Raw genomic sequence first — 17,988 nt, forward strand, 5'->3', positions numbered from 1 at the left:
AGGCCGGGCATTCGCCCGGCGAGTGATAACGTCACAATCAGAATTTCAGCGAACCCTGCATATAGAAGGTGCGAGGTTGGCCGGCATAAATCCCCTTGTTGTTGTCGTCGCTGTTCGAGCGCGTGTAATAATCGTGGTCGAACAGGTTTTTCACACCAAAGGCCAAATTGAGATCAGAGAACTGCGGGCCGAAGTCGTAGGCCGCACGGGCACCCCATAGCATAAAGCCGGGGATACGTCCGGCGCTGCCATCGGCGCTTTCGGCAACGGTGTTAGCGTTATTGGCAAACTGGCTGGACTGGAACTCACTGTTCAGGTTGAACGTCCAGTTGCCCGGTTGGTAATCGACACCGAATCCGCCTCGGTGTTTTGAAGAAAAGGGGACCTGATTACCGTAGGTGTTGCCCACTTCGCGAATTTCCGCATTCACATAGGCATAGCGCGCATAAACCGACACCGCTTCTAAGCGGGGCGACAGGTCGGTGAGGTTGTAGCGCGCCTGTGTTTCCAGCCCGGAATGGCGGGTTTTGCCACGGGTGGTGACCGTATCGTTAGTCTGATTGGAGTCGTACTGGTTATTAAAGTTAACCAGAAAAACGCCCATCTCTGCCGTCAGCGCACCGTCGTCGTAACGGGTGCCGACTTCCCAGGTGCGCGCTTTTTCTGGTTCCACTTTGCCGCTTTTAGCAGCCTTGCCAATTCGGCTGTACTGTACGGTGCCGAACGATCCTTCGGTGTTTGCATAAAGATTCCAGCTATCGTTGACGTGATAAAGCACGTTCAAGGCAGGCAGTGGCGCATTGTAGCTGACCGCTTCGCCTGTACCTTTCAGCGTATTGTCCTGATGGGATTTGATGTGCTCAAAGCGCATTCCCGGTGTAATCGTCCAGTTGCCGATATCAACGCGATCATCGATATACCAGGCGTGTGCCTCTGTGCCCGCGCGGGTTTCGCGATCGATGGGGCTGTTGGCACTTGGCTGCGTCTTGCTGGCGGTGCTGGTGAAATAACGCACCTCGTGGGTCGATTCGCTGACATAGCGGTAACCGACTCCCACTTCATGAGCGGATGAGCCGAGGGTAAAACTTTGGCTGTAACGGGGTTCGATGCCGCGTACCCAATATTCGCGTGGCGACAGGGTGATGATCGCGTTTTGTTCCAGATAGCCGCTGCGCAACGTGCGCGTGTAGAAGCCCTGAATGTTGAATTTATGCTGCTGATCCGGCTGATATTGATAGCCCAGACTGGCAAGCTGACGACGCCCCCAGAAACGATCGTATGGGCGTGTTGACTGCCAGCGGTCAGCATTGTAATCGGCACGCGACAGGCCGCCTGGCATATCGGCACTGCCATCGTAATATTGCAGCAGGCTGTTAAAGGTGTGTACATCGTTCGGTGCGTAGCGGCTTTTCAGCATGACGTCATCAATACGGGTTGAACTGTGTTCGCGCCAGTCGCTACCGCGCGTGCCAGAATAAAGCAGCGCTGAGCCAAAACCGTTATCCGCCGTGCCGCCGACGAGCAGGTTATGGGTTTCTTTTGGGTTGTTCTGTGAAGAGCTTGGGCTGTATTGACCCTCTACACCGGCGCTAATGCCGAATTCCTTCGGGATCGCTCGGGTGACAAAGTTCACAACGCCGCCGACGCTCTGTGGCCCGTAGCGAACTGCGCCGCCGCCGCGCACAACGTCAATGGCATCCATATTGCCCAAAGAGATTGGGGCGAGGGAAAGCTGTGGCTGACCATAGGGCGCAAACGGCACGGGAATACCGTCCATCAACACGGTTGAGCGGCTAGCCAGGCGAGGGCTGAGACCGCGAATACCAAAGTTCATCGCCAGATCGTGGCTGCCCGTACCGTTATTCTCTGGCGCATACACACCCGGTATACGGTTTAAGACGTCGCGCATCGTGGTCGCACCCGTCTTGGCAAAGTCTTCGCGACGGATCACATCACGTGCACCCGCGTGTTCAAAGACGTCATTTTCACGTGCTTCACCCAGCCAATCGCCAACGACCGTCAGCGTTTCTTCCGCTGGTGCCGGAATCGGTTCGAGCGTCCAGGCGTTATCGCCTAGCGCTTTCAGTTGCAGACCGCTACCCGCAAGCAGGGCTTTCAGGCCACCGTCAACGGTGTAGTCGCCGTGCAGGCCGTTGCTGCGCTTTCCCTGTGTCAGGCTGGCATCCACCGACAGCGTAATCCCGCTGCGGGCAGCATAGTGATTGAGTGCCTTGTCTAACTCACCCGCAGCAATATCGTAGCGTGCGGTGGCGGGCGTAGTGGCAGCATAGGCCATCCCTGTCGTGATACCGACTGTCGAGAGCAGGCTGAGCTGTATCGCCATCGCTAAAGGGGTTGCTTTACGAAAGGCGCGTAAGAGCGTCATAACGTCTCCATCATCATTTTTGTTGTATACCTAAGTCGAACGAGAGGAAGAAAAAGGACAATCAAGAATGATAATTTTTTTCGTTATCGTTTAGTTTGCGGGAAGGATGTTGACCCAGTAACGGGTAATGTACTGAATTTTAACCGGAAGGGTTTTCTCGATGACCTGTAGCACCGTATCGGTATTTTGTAACGGGAAGGTGCCGCTTAACCGCAACGTAGCGACCTCAGGGCTACAGCGCAGCACGCCGTGACGATAGCGCGCGAGGGTTGCGATCACGTCGCCGAGCGGCTTATTGCTGAAACTGAGAATGCCCTGCGCCCAGTTGCTGTCTTCTTCATCTGCGGATTGGGTTTCACCCAACTCCTGTGCGCTGAAGCGCAGGCTTTCACCCTGACGCACAATGCGTTCTTGGGTTGAATCTTCTGCCAGTACGACTTTCACCGCATGGTGTTGCACGCTCAGTAGCGTGCTTCCTGCTTCCTGACGTACCGTGAATTCAGTGCCGAGTGCGGTCAACTGCCCGTGTCGCGTTTGCACGTAGAAAGGACGATTGCTGGCATCCTGTCCGGTGGTAATCGCGATTTCGCCGTACCAGAGGTGAATACGCCGCTGCTGTGGATCGAAGCGAACGTCGACGGCGCTGTCGGTGTTAAGCGAAAGCAGCGTTCCGTCTTCCAGACGCTGCTGGCGGATCGCGCCTTTCGCCGTGGTGTAATCGGCTCTAAGGCCCGTTCCGGTGTCGGAACGCCAAAGTTGCCAGCCGCCGCCCACGCCTAACAGCAGAAGCAGTCCCTTCATCACTCTGCGACGGGTAAGCTGGGTATCCTGAAGCGCACGGTGGGCGATGTTGCTGGGCACGACGTTCATCTGATTGCGCAGGTTTTCTACCTGCGACCAGGCCCACTGGTGATCCCGGTTTTGCTCATACCACCGCTGCCATTTCTCGGTTTGCTGAGGGCTCGCACGTTCGTCGCTCAGTACCGCATACCAATGCGAGGCGGAGCGCAGAGCCTGACGCTGTGAGTCAGTTAGCGGGAGGCTCATAGCCCATGCTCCAGACGGAACAGCAGGCAATGTTCCGTGGCTTTGGCCACGTATTTTTTAACTGAACTGACGGAGACATTCAGTCGCGTGGCAATCTCACCGTAGGCCATGCCGTCAAGCTGGGAAAGCAAAAATGCCTGTCGTGCTTTGTGGCTCAGGCCATCGAGCATGAGATCCACCTGCTGGAGCGTCTCAAGCTGCTGTTGCTGAATCTCCGGTGAGGGTGCAAGCGCTTCCGGCAACTGCTCTAGCCTCTCCAGATAGGCTTTCTCCAGCGCATTGCGGCGAAAGAGATCGACCATTACGCGCTTGGCAACCGTGCACAGAAAAGACTTGGGATCGCGAATTGTGGTCAGTGACTCGCCGTTCATCACGCGCAGGAAGGTGTCCTGAGCAATATCATCAGCATCAAAAGAGGATTGGAGCTTGCCCGTCAGCCAGCGCTTCAGCCAGCCGTGATGCGAACCGTAGAGCGATTCGAGCGTCAGTTCAGCAGAGGTGGTGGCGTGGTCAGAGATCATGGGCAGAAATAGCAAAGCGTATCGACGGTCAATAATAGGGCGCTATGTTAATATGATAATGGTTCTCATTACAATTGAATCACAGGGTGATATCGATACGATAGCCGTAACAGGAAGCAACCTTCTGTTTTTTAAAGAAAATAAATATAACGTTTTCGAACCGGTGGGGCGTTACTGAGCCATGTAGCGACCAGCGCCTGAAAATCAGAATTATTTCGGTTATTGAGCCATTGCAAAGAAAGGTTGTGTGCTATGTTGAGTTTCTCGTGATAATGACGCATCGTCCCTATGAAAAAAAGCCTGCTAGCCTATTTTCAAACGCTCTATTTCAAGCGTAGTTTTTTCTTGATCTTTTCTACTTTGTTTTGTGTTTTTACTGCTGTCTTCGCACTGGCTCTTCTGGTCTATGCGGTGGTGACATTCAGACAGTTTGAGAATGATGTAGAGAGTTTTTCTGACGTTGCTGTTGGGCATGCTGAAGAGATCATGGGACAGGCTACCAGAGTGCTGGATGTGTTTGAAAAAAACACGATCCGTTCGTGCTCAAGTGAGCATATGGAGCAACTCAGGCGTGCTTCTTATTCTAACGATTATGTACAAGATGTGATCTATATTGAGGACAATCGCCCTCGCTGCTCTTTGATATTGAGTGATATTAATCGTTTGCCGCTTCCTTCCCCCAATCTTATCTATAAAAATAAATATCGAGTCTGGTATGACGCCAATAATCCGCTTAACAGATATCGCCGTATGATTTATGTTGGGTTGTCAAACTATCTGATCGTCCTCAATCCGAATTCTTTCATGAACGTCCCCTCTTATAGCCATAATATAAAATATGCTTTTGTTGAGAAAGACAATGGCACGGTCATTATATCGAATGAACACACTTCAAATATTGCGTTAATGCTTTTTGGTCAATCTACGGCGACAGCGCAGTTTTACAGCAACAATAAATATTTCCGTTTGAAAACGATGGCAAACGATAACATTTTGCTGGTGGTTAACGCTGATTCACCTCAATCTTATCGCTTTGCTTTTATGTTGTTCCTCTATTTTATCCCTCTGTGTCTGACGCTTTCGTTACTGCTGGCTGCGCTAATCTCCAGAAAGTCTCTGGCAATTCAGAGCCCAGATTATGTACTCAATCAGGCGCTGAGGAAAAAAGAGTTTGAATTGCATTATCAGCCCATTATTAAGCTGAATACCGCTGAGGTTGTGGGATGCGAGGCGTTGGTTCGCTGGCGGCATTCTGATGGTCGTCTGATTACGCCAGATATCTTTCTCCCTGTAGTTCGGCAGGTAGGATTAATGAAGGCGATGACATTTTATGTCATCGATGAGGCGCTAAAAACGGCTGTTGTACTGAAAGAAAATTATCCTGAGATGTTTATCTCTATCAATCTTGAAGCGGCCGAGTTTGAGGATATGTCCGTTTTTAATTACCTCTCGGAGCAGATTGACGTATATGGTGTTGAAGGGGCGAATATTAATGTTGAATTAACCGAATCATCCATGATCGAACCACAAAAAGCGGCTCCTATGGTGGAGCGATATCAACAAAAAGGGATTGATGTCGCCATTGATGATTTTGGTACTGGCTATTCCGGGCTATCGTATCTTGAGCGGGTAAAAGCCAATAAGCTTAAAATAGATAAGTCGTTTGTCGGGAATATTAATCATAATTCACCTACTGACATTGTGCTGTCCCATATTGTCAGCATGGCACACTGCCTTAACCAACAAATAGTTGCTGAGGGTGTCGAAACCCCCATTCAGGAAGCCTACCTGAAAAGCCTTGGCGTAGCCTATGTACAGGGCTGGCTGTATTCCAAAGCGATAACGCAGGAGGCATTAATCGCATTTCTGGCGGCAAGAGACAGCATGGCGCCAGATGAGCAGTAAAGCCACGATAAACCAGGCTTCACTATCAAAAATGTGCATAAAAGGGTAAAATATCGAAAATATGGTAGTTACCTAATGATATTTATTGCTTTTTTATTGTGAATTTTTCAGGAGTTTATCATGCAACAGTTACCCCCTTGTCCGAAATGCAGTTCTGAATATACCTGGCAAGAAGGCGAGATGCTTAACTGCCCTGAATGCGGAAATGAGTGGTCCGCAACAGACGATGCGGCAGTGCAGGATGACGCTTTAGTGGTGAGAGATGCTAACGGCAACCTGCTGGCGGATGGTGATACGGTGACGGTCATTAAAGACCTGAAAGTCAAAGGCAGCTCGACGCCGCTGAAAATCGGCACCCGCGTGAAGGGTATTCGTTTGGTGGAAGGCGATCACAATATTGATTGTAAGATCGACGGTTTCGGCCCGATGAAGCTGAAATCTGAGTTTGTGAAGAAAAACTGATTCGGGTGTGATGACATACGCGTCGGTCTTCTATTGGTCGGCGCGCTGCATTTTTTCACCTCTGGCTGGTTTTTTCACATCGGACAATCCTTTACCATAGCCTGTATTGATTCCTTACCTGGCTATACGGATATCTGATGCGTCATTTGGTTCGTTTTCTTCCTCTGCTCGTTTTGCTCTCGGCCTGTAGCAGTCAGCCTGCTCCTCCTCCCGCAGATGCGCCTTCAGGTAATCCTTTCAAAGGCGGCTTCCTGCTTGAACCTGCTCACAATGTGCATCCGCTCGGCGGTGATTTTGCGACTAATCCGGCTACTGCGCGGTTTGTCGATAAAATGGTACTGGAGCACGGTTTTAATCGTCAGCAACTGCATGATGTGCTGGTTCAGGCGAAAAGTCTGGATTGGGTGATCCGGCTGATGGATAAACAAGCCCCGACATCGCGTCCGCCTTCCGGGCCGAACGGCGCCTGGAACCGCTACCGTAATCAGTTTATTACGCCAGACAACGTGCAGAATGGCGTAGCGTTCTGGAATCAATATCAGGATGCGCTACAGCGTGCCCAGAATATTTACGGCGTTCCGCCTGAGATCATCGTCGGCATTATTGGCGTAGAAACCCGTTGGGGAAGAGTGATGGGGAAAACGCGCATTATCGATGCGCTGGCAACGCTGGCATTTGATTACCCGCGACGTGCCGATTACTTTGCCGGTGAGCTGGAAACCTTCCTGCTGATGGCGCGTAACGAAGGCAACGATCCGCTCAGCCTGCGCGGCTCTTACGCGGGGGCGATGGGCTACGGGCAGTTTATGCCGTCATCCTTCAAGAACTACGCGGTGGATTTCGACGGCAACGGACATACCAATCTGTGGGATCCGGTGGACGCGATTGGTAGCGTAGCCAATTATTTCAAAGCGCACGGATGGGTGAAAGGCGCACCTGTAGCGGTGCAGGCAAACGGTCAGGCACCGCTGCTCCCAAATGGTTTTAATACCCGCTACTCGCTCACGGAGCTACAGGCTGCGGGTCTGACGCCACAGCATTCTCTGGCGGGATACAGTGAAGCCAGCCTGCTGCGGTTGGACATCGGGACGGGTTATCAATACTGGTACGGCTTGCCGAACTTCTACACCATCACGCGCTACAACCATAGCACGCACTACGCGATGGCTGTATGGCAACTGGGGGAAGCCGTAGGTCGCGCGCGCCAGAATCAGAGTTACTAAGCTCAGACCGTTGACAAGCCTATTTGCCGAATGAAAACGGGAGTAACGGAATAGAAGAGTAAAGCGTTTGCGCCAGGGATGGCGCAAGCCGAGCGTACATGGACGTATTCACAGCGTCTTTACGATCTATCCGTTATTCCCGCTCTACGGACTTTGTCAGCAATCTCAGTTACTAAGCTTTTCCCTTTACAGGCTGTCTCTTCGCCATATTTCCAATGCAGACGCAGAGACAGTTTCGTGCGCCATAACGCTGCTATTCATATGCTATACCGTATACGCGCCCGACGCAGGGCGCTCAGTCGCCGCCGCCCTGCGAACCCAGGCTTCTGGCATAAATTATGCCGCTGCGCGGTGCCATCGGCGTTCGTGACCGCTAACCGAGCCGCCAGTGACGCGTTCCCGACGCGGCACTGGCTTTCGCGACGTCCTGTCGCTCACTCGGCGGTCACGCCCACCGCTGCATAATTTTTTACGCCAGATAACGACAACCCCATGAGCAATCGCCGCATCGCATGCGATGCGATCGAAATCTCATCCCTACTAATGCTCCCCTTACCTCAAATTTTCCCTGAATCACCCTCAATACAATCCGCATCGACAGCTTTGCTGCATCATTGGACTATTCCTGCATGGGGTTCTTTCTATAGTGCTGTAAACCGAGGCGATGCATGACGACGATGATGGTGGTGTTCCTGCTGGCTGGCGTAGTGAAAGGCGTGATTGGCTTGGGGTTGCCGACAATCGCGATGGGGTTGTTAACGCTGGCGATGCCCGCAGCCAGCGCGGCGGGGCTCCTGATCGTTCCGTCGCTGGTGACCAACATCTGGCAGCTCGCCTGTGGCCCCGCTTTTCTCAGCCTGATTAAACGGTTTTGGACGCTGTTTGCCGGGATCATTATTGGGACGCTCTGGAATGGCCTGCCAGCGCTTACCTCGTCATCGTCATGGACGAGCACCGCGCTTGGCGGCATTTTAGTGGTTTACGGCCTGTGGGGAATGATAGCGACGACGTTGCCGCAGCCCGGTCGTCATGAAATCTGGCTGTCGCCGCTGGTGGGCTACATCACGGGGGCTATCACGGCGGCAACGGGCGTCTTCGTGATTCCCGCGGTACCTTATCTGCAATGTCTGCGGCTCAATAAAAACGATCTGGTGCAGGCGCTGGGGCTGGCGTTTACCGTTTCTACGTTGGGGCTGGCGCTACAGCTGATGCAGGGCGTCGGGCTACAGGGCATCGATCTCTGGCAGTCGATGTTGGCGCTGATTCCCGCTCTGTTGGGTATGATGATTGGGCAACGCCTGCGCCACGCGATTAGTGAACAGGTTTTCCGGCGCTGCTTTTTCATCGGGCTGGTGGCGCTGGGTGGGTATATGGCCGCGCACGGGCTGCTTTAAATGGCGTTCTCTGCTGTAATAAAAGTCACGAAATCCTGAACATAGCCGGGCAGGGCAGAAAACTGGCGGGCGCAGACCACCAGATTACGCGTCGCCCAGTCGTCTGACAGCGGGATCGCGTGAATCGCCAGTCGCTCCATCATGCGCTGTGCGGCATGCCGCGGAAGAATGCCAATGCCGATACCGCTGTGAATCACCTGCGTGACGGCATCGAAGCTGGCAAGACGCACGCGGTAATTCAGGCGTTTTCCCAGCTTTCTGGCATGCTCGTCGATATGTTCCTGTAAGGCTGCGCCTTCGCTAAGCCCGACAAATTCGGCGTCGGCAATGGTGGAAAAGGTAAGCTGCTGAGCGTCAGACCACATGCTGGTTCGGGGAACCACAACCACCAGCTCGTCGCGACGGAACGGGCGCGTTTCCAGCCCGTCGAGCGGCACGGAATCGGCCACGATACCGAGATCGGCGGTTTGATTACGGATAGCGCTGACGATATCGCGGCTGAGTTTTTCATTCACCGCGATGGATATCTGCGGGCAGACCTCCAGATAGCGACCCAGCAGAGCAGGCAAATATTCATTCAGCGCCGCAGAGTTGCACAGTAGAGGAATATGGCCGCGTAGCCCTTTGCTGTATTGGTGTAATTCGCTACGCATATGTTCGACCTGACGCAGAATAATGTGGGCATGGTGCGCCAGCGAAAAGCCCGCATCGGTGAGCGAGACACCTGCCTTAGAGCGCAGCAGCAGCGGTACGCCAAGTTCATCTTCCATTCCCCGGATTCGCTCGCTAGCCGCCTGCACCGTCAGGCTCGACGTTGCTGCGCCACCCGTAATACTGCCTGCTTTCTGAATATTGAGAAACAGCCGGAGATCGGTTAAATCGAATCGCATAGGGAAGCCTGTCTCGGAGGAGTCGATACCCGCCATTATGATGGTGAGTCAGGGCGACGGCAATCGCCCAGTCCGCGACTGACTGAAACTCCGCTGTATGGCTTCCTTCTGTTCTCGCTAAGGTTATTGCGTGTGCAGTACGTTGGCCATGACCTGATTTTGCCAGTCGAAATAGGGGTTAAAGGTCAGACGTACATGGGTTTTGCCATTTTCTACGTATCCCCAGTCGGAATACCATAGCGTGCTGCGATCCTGACAGCGCTTCAGGTCGTTCAGGGGGAGGCCGTTGGCGCAGATGATGATGGCACCCGTTTTGCCATATTCTTTATTTTCTGGTGAAAACAGGAGCGACATATGTGAGAACTGGCTGATGCGCCATTCAGGCAGCGAACCTGTACGCACCAAAACACGTGAGGAATGGACACCGTCAGGACGCTCGCCATACCAAATCAACCGGCTGGATGGGTGGGTAAACTGCTTATCAAAGGTGTCGACAATATAGGTCGTATCGACGACGGAATCATGCTCTGCCAGCACGATTAACACCGGCTTGTCATAAGGCTTTTTGGCGAGTTCTGAACGAACGCCGCTGCTGGAATAATAATATTGGGCGAAGCCGTTGGTCGGCACTCGCATATAGCGAGTTGCTAACTGCTGGGGATAGCCGGGGCGCGGTGGCATCAGCCAGTCGGTAAACACGGACAGCACCGGTGCCATGAAGGCGTATTTTTCGTTGGATTTAATCGCGGGGGAGAACAGCACCAGCCCTTTGATTTCAGTGTGCTGTAAGGCGTATTCCAGTACCAGATTACCGCCGGTGGAAAAACCGCCCAGATACACCTCATCGAACTCTTTGCTGAGGATGGCCGCCTGTTCGGCAACCACTCTGCGCCAGTCATCGACGGTGACGTGCAACAGATCGGAGGGGCGGGTGCCATGACCCGGTAGCAACACGGTTCTGACCAGAAAGCCTTGTTCGACCAATTGCGGTGTCACGTCGGTGAACGACCCCGGCGAGTCACCCAGCCCGTGGACCAGCAAAATTGCCTTACGTGGCTGGCCGATGGGGCGAGTTTCATTAGGTGTATTCCAACGTAATTCCAGCTGTTTATTCGTGGTCTGGAAGGCGCGATGCTGTTCTACCCAGCGCGTGGTGTCTTGCTGGTAACGCTCGAATGACGTTTGCCCTAATGGCGTGATGTCGCGCGGATTGCTATTGCATCCCGTCATGAGGATCACGCCGATGATGGCGAACAAACCAGCCCCTCTCCGTTGCCAGACTGTCCACGCAACGAACCGGAATACGTCTCTTGTCATTTGTGCTCCTTGCCTGCTGGCAACATCAATCTGATCGCTAACGGGATATGGCGTTTCGACAACACTATATCCGAAATTATTTATCATGCAGATTGCTCAATGTGCGGGCGTGATTCGGCTTCATGTTATACTTCGGACAAATTGGGCGTTTTTTCTGTCTTTTGGTCAGGCCAATATTATGATGGCCAATGTTGAAGAAAGGGATGGCAGCATGCGTTTATATCAGCAGATTGGCGACAATCTTCGCGCGGAAATTCTGAAGGGAAACTATCAGATTGGCGACCGTTTGCCTCCCGAACGTGATATTGCTGAAACCTATAACGTCAGCCGTAGCGTGGTGCGTGAAGCCCTGATCATGCTGGAGCTGGAAAAGCTGATTGAGGTGCGCAAAGGCTCTGGCGTTTATGTCATGCAGCTTCCGACCGCGCAGGAAAAAGACAGCGTGGTGGACAGCGGCTATGGCCCCTTCGAGCTGATGCAGGCGCGTCAGCTGCTGGAAGGCGAAGTTGCTGCGTTTGCCGCGATGCAGGCGACCAAAAGTGACATCGTGAAAATGCGACAGGCCATTGAACAAGAAAGGGTGTCGCTTGAGAACGGTAGCGTGGATGAAAGCGCCGATGAACAATTCCATTGCCTGCTGGCGCAGTCTACCCAAAACAGCGTCTTAGCCAACATGGTGTATGAGGTGTGGCAGGCGCGTAAACGCAGCCCCATGTGGCAGGGCATTCATTCCCATACCGATGATTTCAGCTATCAGCGCCAGTGGCTGGACGATCATGAGCAAATCCTGCGTGCCGTGTCTCGTCGTGATGTGAACATGGCGCGTCAGGCAATGTGGCAGCATCTGGAAAACGTAAAAATTAAACTGCTGGAAATCTCAAATGTGGACGATCCGGCCTTCGATGGTTACCTGTTCGAGTCTGTTCCTTCGCGCCTGGAACCCTGATTTCTTCGATGTTTCCTTCCCTGTGTCACTTTTCTCTCCGGCATCGCATCGGTGTGCGGAGGGGAAATATATCAGACCAAATTTCTCTTTTCTGACTTTCCTTTCATTTTTACAGCCTGATTACGCATGATGTTAGTCCAAAAGTCGGTTTTTTTGTGTAATTGGTCAATCAATTCGTGAGTTTCGTTTGACAGCCTGTGTCGGTGAGGTAGGCTTTTCCTTATTTATTGATGAAAGAAAGTGATGAAAACAACTCTCTCACTTGGCGAAAAAAGGTAACTCGTTATGGAACAAACCTGGCGTTGGTACGGCCCGAACGATCCTGTTTCATTGGATGACGTTCGGCAAGCCGGTGCGACCGGCGTGGTGACGGCATTGCACCACATCCCGAATGGCGAAATTTGGTCGGTTGAAGAGATTGAAAAGCGTAAAGCTGAATTGAAGGCGAAAGGACTGGTGTGGTCGGTGGTGGAAAGCGTACCGGTTCATGAAGAGATCAAAACCCAGACGGGGAATTATCAGCAGCATATTGCCAATTATCAGCAATCGCTGCGTAACCTGGCGCAGTGCGGGATCGATACGGTGTGCTATAACTTCATGCCCGTGCTGGACTGGACGCGAACCGATCTGGAATACGTGCTGCCGGATGGCGCAAAAGCGCTGCGTTTCGATCATATCGCCTTTGCGGCCTTTGAACTGCATATCCTGAAGCGTCACGGTGCTGAAAAAGATTATACGGCGGATGAACAGGCACAGGCCGCCGACTACTTCCGTGCGATGAGCGAAGAGGATATCGCGCGCCTGACGGGCAACATTATCGCCGGACTGCCGGGCTCCGAAGAGGGCTATACGCTGGAGCAATTCCGTGGCCGTCTGGCGGAATATGATGGTATTGACCATGCGAAGCTGCGTGAGCACCTTGGACATTTCCTCCGTGAGATTGTGCCCGTTGCGGAAGCGGTCGGCCTCCGCCTTGCCATTCACCCTGACGATCCTCCGCGTCCTATCCTTGGGCTGCCGCGCGTGATGTCGACGATTGACGACATGCGCTGGCTGAAACAGACGGTCGATAGCCTTCATAACGGCTTTACCTTCTGTACCGGGTCTTACGGCGTACGGGCCGATAACGATCTGGTTAACATGCTGGAAACGTTCAGCGATCGCGTGCATTTCACCCATCTGCGTGCCACCTGTCGGGAAGACAATCCCAACACTTTCCATGAAGGCGCGCATTTGCAGGGGGATGTGGACATGGTGGCGATCATCAAAGCCATTCTGGCGGAAGAGCTGCGGCGTCAGAAGGCGGGCGATCGCCGTCCGATCCCGATGCGGCCAGATCACGGGCATCAGATGCTGGACGATCTGAAAAAGAAAACCAATCCTGGCTACTCGGCAATCGGGCGCTTGAAAGGGCTGGCGGAACTGCGTGGCGTCGAGCTGGCGCTGAAGCGCACGCTGTTTACCGAATTGCAGCAAGGATGATGAAATGAAACAGACCGTGCTTGATAGCACGGTCTGTTGAAGATGGATGCGTCAGAACCCCAGAGGGGGTATTAATTCAGGTGTGAATTCTGCTGGCAGAATTACAGGGCTTTAACGTTTGAACGGCTGACTTTACAGTTCTTGGTATCCCACTGTTCGTCATGTTTTGTTGGTGTGCCTTTGCCTTTTTCTACACCAGTAAACTCTTCACATATTTTAGGTTTACCTGCTTTGTAGTTTTTAATACGCAAATCACGGATTTCAGCGACATCACCAAAGTTACGGTTTACGCCAGCGATGCTGTCGATAGTGCCGTTAACGGTTGCGCTGATGATGGTGAGGTTACGTGGGCCACCGTTGTTGGTGCAGTCACCGCAAGAGCGCCACAGTTTTCCGTGTTGGCCAGTCAGGGTGAAGTTGCCCTGTACGATAGTGTGACTGTTCTTGGAGTTCTGTTGCAGTACTTTGTCCGGCTTGCCGCCAGGGCCATTGGTGGTGTTATGGGCGACACCGCCGACGATGGTCATGGTTTTACCCAGGTTGGTTGCCGCATCTTCACAAACGTCTTCCCAGATCACGTTTTCAATACGGCAGTTGCCTGACTTACAGTGGATACCGTCAGAACCGCCTTTTTCGGAGATGCGCAGGTTCTTAATGGTGGCATTTTCCAGCGTGATAACAGGAGGCTGTTTATCACTGTCACCGCTACAGCTCAGACCCAGAGTAATACCACCACAGTCGACGGTTTTATCTTTAATTACCGCACCGGCTTTACATTCTGAACTGGCTGCCTTAAGCGGCGCAGCGCGCAGTGGTGCAGGAGCCGTCTGTGCTGCGTTAGATTTCAGGACGCTATTATTACCGCTAACGGTATCCACCCAATACCAGTAGTCCGACTGCGGATTAGCCGTTAAATCGGTAAAGGTTCTGTCGGTGGAATTGAGTTCTGCGATTTTTTCGCTGCCCGCCTGATTATTACTGGTGTTGCGATACACATCCTGGCGAACAACGTTGCCTGCATCGGTAGACCAGCTTAAATAGGTGGCATTGTCTTTTTTCAGCAGCATCAGCATGGTGTCATCAGCCTGAGCCTGAAAAGAAAAAGCAGCAGTACATAAAAATATCGGTGTTAAATACTTAAACATGTGTTTTCCTTGTAAATTAAACGGATATTTTTCTCTTTATTTATTCCAAATAAAGAGGGAGTCCTTGCGCATCCGAAAGGATTATATAGCAGAGAATGTGAAATGAATAACAATTCGTCGAGTTTATTGAGGTTAATCAGGTTATTTAATTTAGTCTGTTATTATTTTGTATTTAATTTTAATTATCGCTTATTATTTTTTATTTAATTATTTTTGGAGGGTGGCAAATACTCGGAAGGCTCTTATTAAGGAATAAGAGAACGGAATAGTGTGGCGCGGTGAAAATCTTACCACTCACCTACTGCTACGCGTGACCGGATTCGGTTTGTTTCTACGTTTCATTGATGTGTCATTTACTTTTCTGGTGATAGTTTAATCATGCGTAAAATTGAATGCTTTTCTGAATAAGCATTGAAATTTTTTATGTAAATGGAATTTTATTAATCTACATAGTCATGTACGACAATTTTTAGTTTCTATAAAGGCGTTTCATGTTTCTTAATTAAATAAAGAGAAGGCGTAATTCCTTTTTAGTCACAATAAAATTGCAGATATCTATAAGGTTTGACATGGAATACAAATCAGGCAAGCAAGTTTTATCATTATCATTGGGGCTATTGGGTCTGTTCAGCGCATCGGTATTTGCTTCTGATTCCCGAACGGTGAATGAGCCGAAAGCACCGTCTTCCTGTACGGTACTTAAAGCGGACGGTAGTACGGCCACGAGTACGATTCAAAAAGCGCTGAATAATTGCGGGCAAGGAAAAGCGGTAAAGTTGAGCGCAGGGAGTTCGTCCATTTTTCTGAGCGGTCGCTTTCGCTACCTTCTGGCGTGAGCTTATTAATCGACAAAGGGGTAACCCTACGTGCAGTGAATAACGCCAAGTCTTTTGAGAACGCACCATCATCCTGTGGCGTGGTGGATAAAAACGGTAAAGGCTGTGATGCGTTTATTACCGCGACGAGTACGACAGGTAGCGGAATCTATGGGCCGGGCACCATTGATGGGCAAGGGGGCGTGAAGCTTCAGGATAAAAAGGTGAGCTGGTGGGATCTGGCTGCTGATGCCAAAGTGAAAAAGTTAAAACAGAATACCCCCCGGCTGATTCAGATTAATAAGAGCAAGAACTTCACGCTGTATAACGTTTCTCTCATTAATTCTCCGAACTTCCATGTGGTGTTCAGCGATGGTGATGGTTTCACCGCGTGGAAAACCACGATCAAAACGCCGTCCACCGCCAGAAACACCGACGGTATCGATCCGATGTCGTCGAAAAATATCACCATCGCCCACAGTAACATTTCGACGGGCGACGATAATGTGGCGATCAAAGCCTATAAAGGCCGTTCTGAGACACGCAATATTTCCATTTTGCATAACGAATTCGGAACGGGACATGGCATGTCGATCGGTAGCGAAACGATGGGGGTTTATAACGTGACGGTCGATGATCTGGCTATGACTGGTACCACGAATGGCTTACGTATTAAAAGCGATAAATCGGCAGCCGGCGTTGTCAATGGCGTTCGGTATAGCAACGTGGTCATGAAGAACGTAGCGAAACCGATCGTGATTGATACGGTGTATGAGAAAAAAGAGGGAAATAATATCCCTGACTGGAGCGACATTACGTTTAAGGATATTACGTCCCAAACCAAAGGCGTGGTGGTGCTAAACGGCGAGAATGCGAAAAAGCCGATAGAAGTGACGATGAAGAACGTCAAACTGACGAGCGACAGTACATGGCAAATCAAGAACGTCACCGTTAAGAAGTAGTTCGATTAATAAGTTGGTTTGTCATGACAATGTCCAGATCGTTGACAAATCTTCTTGCAGAACGAGAACGGTGGTAATGGGATAGAAGAGTAAAGCGTCCGCGCCATGGACAAAAACGTCAGGAACGTTTTTGAACGTCGCTTGCGACGGCCCTGAAAGGGTGAATCTCAGGGATGAGATTCATATTTGCGCGGCTCGAGCTTACAGGGAGGTACTTGCAGCGTCTTTACGATCTACCCATTATCACCGCTCGACTCACTTTTTCAGCAATCGCAGCACCGTTATTTATAAAATGACAGCGTGCATTGAGTGTACTGACTTAACGTTCACGCAGCGCTTCATTGACCTTATTCAGCGGTTTAATCAGATAGTCCAGCACGCTTTTTTGGCCGGTTTTTATCTCTACGCTGGCAACCATGCCGGGCACGATGGGGAATTTTTCCCCGGCTTTGTTGGTCAGCTCCGCCTGCGTGGTGCGCACATAGATCCGGTAATAAAACTGATCGCGCCTGACTTCGTCCTGAAGGGTATCGGGCGACACGCTTTCGACTTCACCCGTTAAATTGCCGTAGATGGAAGAATCATAGGCGGTGATTTTTACCGTGGCGGGCAAACCCGGCCGGATGTAGGCAATATCGCGTGGGTTGATGCGCGTTTCGATCAGCAATTGGTCTTCCAGCGGTACGATTTCCATCAGCTTGCCGCCCGGTTGCAGTACACCGCCAACGGTCGTGACCTGAATGTCTTTCACAATCCCCCGTACTGGTGATGTGATGGTGGCGCGCTTGAGCTGATCGGCTTTCCCGCTGACCACTTCCATCTGAGCCTCCAGATCGGCGTTGTTCTTGACCTGTTCTTCCCGCGCCCGCACGGCGTATTGGTTGTTAGCTTCGTCGATTTTGCCGCGAATTTCGCTAATCTGGCGGCGTAATCGGATCACCTCGACGGCGCTGGCGGCACCGCGCTGCACGAGCGGCTCCGTCATCCGCAGCTCTTGCTCCACCAGCCGCATAGACTGTCGCAGGTTGGCGACCGTTTCATCGCGATTGCGTAAGCGTGATTGGTACAACTGGCGTTCGCGTGCGGCCAGCGCGGGCTCCTTCATGGTTTCCGCGCTGAATTTGAGCGGTTCGCCGCTGAGCTCGGCATGCAGACGTTCGGCGGATGCCCGTAACGTTTGCACGCGGGAGAAGGCTTCGCCGTAGACAGACTGGAAGCGGTTGATGTCCAACTGCGCCAGCACCTGACCTTTCTCAACGACGTTACCTTGTTGCACATATATCTGGCCGATAATCCCGCCGTCCAGGCTTTCAATCACCTGAGCGCGGGTTGACGGCGTCACCTTGCCGCTCCCGACGGAAACCTCATCCAGCACGGCGAAGGTGGCCCAGATAAAAAACACGATCAGCCCCAGCAGACTGAGCCAGATAATAACGGATACGCGTCGACCCTGGCGTTTCAGGTCATCATGGATCGTGATGCTACTCATTGTT

Annotated in this window: 13 protein-coding genes and 1 pseudogene; 7 read left to right on the plus strand and 7 right to left on the minus strand. The window is 51.8% G+C overall.

All coding sequences use genetic code 11. From position 1 onward, the window contains the following. Positions 1-37: 37 nt before the first annotated feature. The 3 genes from fecA to fecI form a co-directional block, all read right to left on the minus strand. Entirely contained in the window at positions 38-2,386 is a 2,349-nt protein-coding gene (gene fecA, locus KKH3_RS03915; RefSeq protein WP_039356015.1) for a TonB-dependent Fe(3+) dicitrate receptor FecA, read from the minus strand. Positions 2,387-2,476: 90 nt separating this feature from the next. Further along, entirely contained in the window at positions 2,477-3,433 is a 957-nt protein-coding gene (gene fecR / locus KKH3_RS03920; protein WP_039356018.1) for a ferric citrate uptake sigma factor regulator FecR, read from the minus strand. Next, positions 3,430-3,951, minus strand: coding sequence for a ferric citrate uptake sigma factor FecI (gene fecI, locus KKH3_RS03925; protein WP_039362113.1), 522 nt, complete (start codon positions 3,949-3,951; stop codon positions 3,430-3,432). The genes fecR and fecI overlap by 4 nt, the downstream gene beginning before the upstream one ends. Before the next feature lie 291 nt (positions 3,952-4,242). Here fecI and KKH3_RS03930 point away from each other — a divergent pair, with 291 nt between their 5' ends. The 4 genes from KKH3_RS03930 (at position 4,243) to KKH3_RS03945 (ending at position 8,938) form a co-directional block, all read left to right on the plus strand. Then, positions 4,243-5,859 carry an EAL domain-containing protein gene (locus KKH3_RS03930; protein WP_039356021.1) on the plus strand — a complete coding sequence of 539 codons (1,617 nt, stop codon included), beginning with the start codon at positions 4,243-4,245 and terminating at the stop codon, positions 5,857-5,859. 120 nt (positions 5,860-5,979) lie between these two features. Continuing rightward, a complete protein-coding gene (locus KKH3_RS03935; protein ID WP_039356024.1) occupies positions 5,980-6,321 on the plus strand; it encodes a zinc ribbon domain-containing protein YjdM in 342 nt (113 codons plus the stop codon). A gap of 137 nt (positions 6,322-6,458) precedes the next feature. Beyond that, positions 6,459-7,544 carry a lytic murein transglycosylase B gene (gene mltB, locus KKH3_RS03940; RefSeq protein ID WP_039356027.1) on the plus strand — a complete coding sequence of 362 codons (1,086 nt, stop codon included), beginning with the start codon at positions 6,459-6,461 and terminating at the stop codon, positions 7,542-7,544. Positions 7,545-8,212: 668 nt separating this feature from the next. Then, complete coding sequence (locus KKH3_RS03945) at positions 8,213-8,938, plus strand: sulfite exporter TauE/SafE family protein (RefSeq protein WP_200802244.1); 726 nt, start codon at positions 8,213-8,215, stop codon at positions 8,936-8,938. Here the strand turns inward: KKH3_RS03945 and KKH3_RS03950 are convergent. Both KKH3_RS03950 and KKH3_RS03955 read right to left on the minus strand, forming a co-directional pair. Next, positions 8,935-9,828, minus strand: a complete 894-nt coding sequence (locus KKH3_RS03950; protein WP_039356030.1) for a LysR family transcriptional regulator — start codon at positions 9,826-9,828, stop codon at positions 8,935-8,937. The two genes, KKH3_RS03945 and KKH3_RS03950, sit on opposite strands and share 4 nt — an antisense overlap. Before the next feature lie 123 nt (positions 9,829-9,951). Beyond that, the gene (locus KKH3_RS03955; protein WP_039356033.1) at positions 9,952-11,145 is read right to left on the minus strand and encodes an alpha/beta hydrolase; all 1,194 of its coding nucleotides are present in this window, start codon (positions 11,143-11,145) and stop codon (positions 9,952-9,954) included. A gap of 211 nt (positions 11,146-11,356) precedes the next feature. Here KKH3_RS03955 and KKH3_RS03960 point away from each other — a divergent pair, with 211 nt between their 5' ends. Together KKH3_RS03960 and uxuA are read left to right on the plus strand one after the other, a co-directional pair. Next, entirely contained in the window at positions 11,357-12,091 is a 735-nt protein-coding gene (locus tag KKH3_RS03960) for an FCD domain-containing protein (RefSeq protein WP_039362120.1), read from the plus strand. Between the two features lie 285 nt (positions 12,092-12,376). Then, the gene (gene uxuA, locus KKH3_RS03965) at positions 12,377-13,573 is read left to right on the plus strand and encodes a mannonate dehydratase (RefSeq protein ID WP_039356036.1); all 1,197 of its coding nucleotides are present in this window, start codon (positions 12,377-12,379) and stop codon (positions 13,571-13,573) included. A 101-nt stretch (positions 13,574-13,674) separates the two neighbouring features. Here uxuA and pelI read toward each other — a convergent pair whose 3' ends face one another. After that, positions 13,675-14,718, minus strand: coding sequence for a pectate lyase PelI (gene pelI, locus KKH3_RS03970; RefSeq protein ID WP_039356039.1), 1,044 nt, complete (start codon positions 14,716-14,718; stop codon positions 13,675-13,677). A 569-nt stretch (positions 14,719-15,287) separates the two neighbouring features. Here pelI and KKH3_RS03975 point away from each other — a divergent pair. Further along, positions 15,288-16,495: pseudogene (locus KKH3_RS03975) on the plus strand (glycoside hydrolase family 28 protein). Between the two features lie 319 nt (positions 16,496-16,814). Here KKH3_RS03975 and KKH3_RS03980 read toward each other — a convergent pair. Then, positions 16,815-17,984 (minus strand): HlyD family type I secretion periplasmic adaptor subunit, encoded by a 1,170-nt coding sequence (locus KKH3_RS03980; protein ID WP_039356041.1) that lies wholly within the window; start codon positions 17,982-17,984, stop codon positions 16,815-16,817. Positions 17,985-17,988 lie beyond the last annotated feature (4 nt).

The sequence above is a fragment of the Pectobacterium actinidiae genome (assembly GCF_000803315.1).
GTDB lineage: Bacteria > Pseudomonadota > Gammaproteobacteria > Enterobacterales > Enterobacteriaceae > Pectobacterium > Pectobacterium actinidiae.

Coding starts and splice junctions, on each gene's coding strand:
- fecA (WP_039356015.1), bottom strand. CDS start 2,386: ATGACGCTCTTACGCGCCTTTCGTAAAGCAACCCCTTTAGCGATGGCG.
- fecR (WP_039356018.1), bottom strand. CDS start 3,433: ATGAGCCTCCCGCTAACTGACTCACAGCGTCAGGCTCTGCGCTCCGCC.
- KKH3_RS03930 (WP_039356021.1), top strand. CDS start 4,243: ATGAAAAAAAGCCTGCTAGCCTATTTTCAAACGCTCTATTTCAAGCGT.
- KKH3_RS03935 (WP_039356024.1), top strand. CDS start 5,980: ATGCAACAGTTACCCCCTTGTCCGAAATGCAGTTCTGAATATACCTGG.
- mltB (WP_039356027.1), top strand. CDS start 6,459: ATGCGTCATTTGGTTCGTTTTCTTCCTCTGCTCGTTTTGCTCTCGGCC.
- KKH3_RS03945 (WP_200802244.1), top strand. CDS start 8,213: ATGACGACGATGATGGTGGTGTTCCTGCTGGCTGGCGTAGTGAAAGGC.
- KKH3_RS03950 (WP_039356030.1), bottom strand. CDS start 9,828: ATGCGATTCGATTTAACCGATCTCCGGCTGTTTCTCAATATTCAGAAA.
- KKH3_RS03955 (WP_039356033.1), bottom strand. CDS start 11,145: ATGACAAGAGACGTATTCCGGTTCGTTGCGTGGACAGTCTGGCAACGG.
- KKH3_RS03960 (WP_039362120.1), top strand. CDS start 11,357: ATGCGTTTATATCAGCAGATTGGCGACAATCTTCGCGCGGAAATTCTG.
- uxuA (WP_039356036.1), top strand. CDS start 12,377: ATGGAACAAACCTGGCGTTGGTACGGCCCGAACGATCCTGTTTCATTG.
- pelI (WP_039356039.1), bottom strand. CDS start 14,718: ATGTTTAAGTATTTAACACCGATATTTTTATGTACTGCTGCTTTTTCT.
- KKH3_RS03980 (WP_039356041.1), bottom strand. CDS start 17,984: ATGAGTAGCATCACGATCCATGATGACCTGAAACGCCAGGGTCGACGC.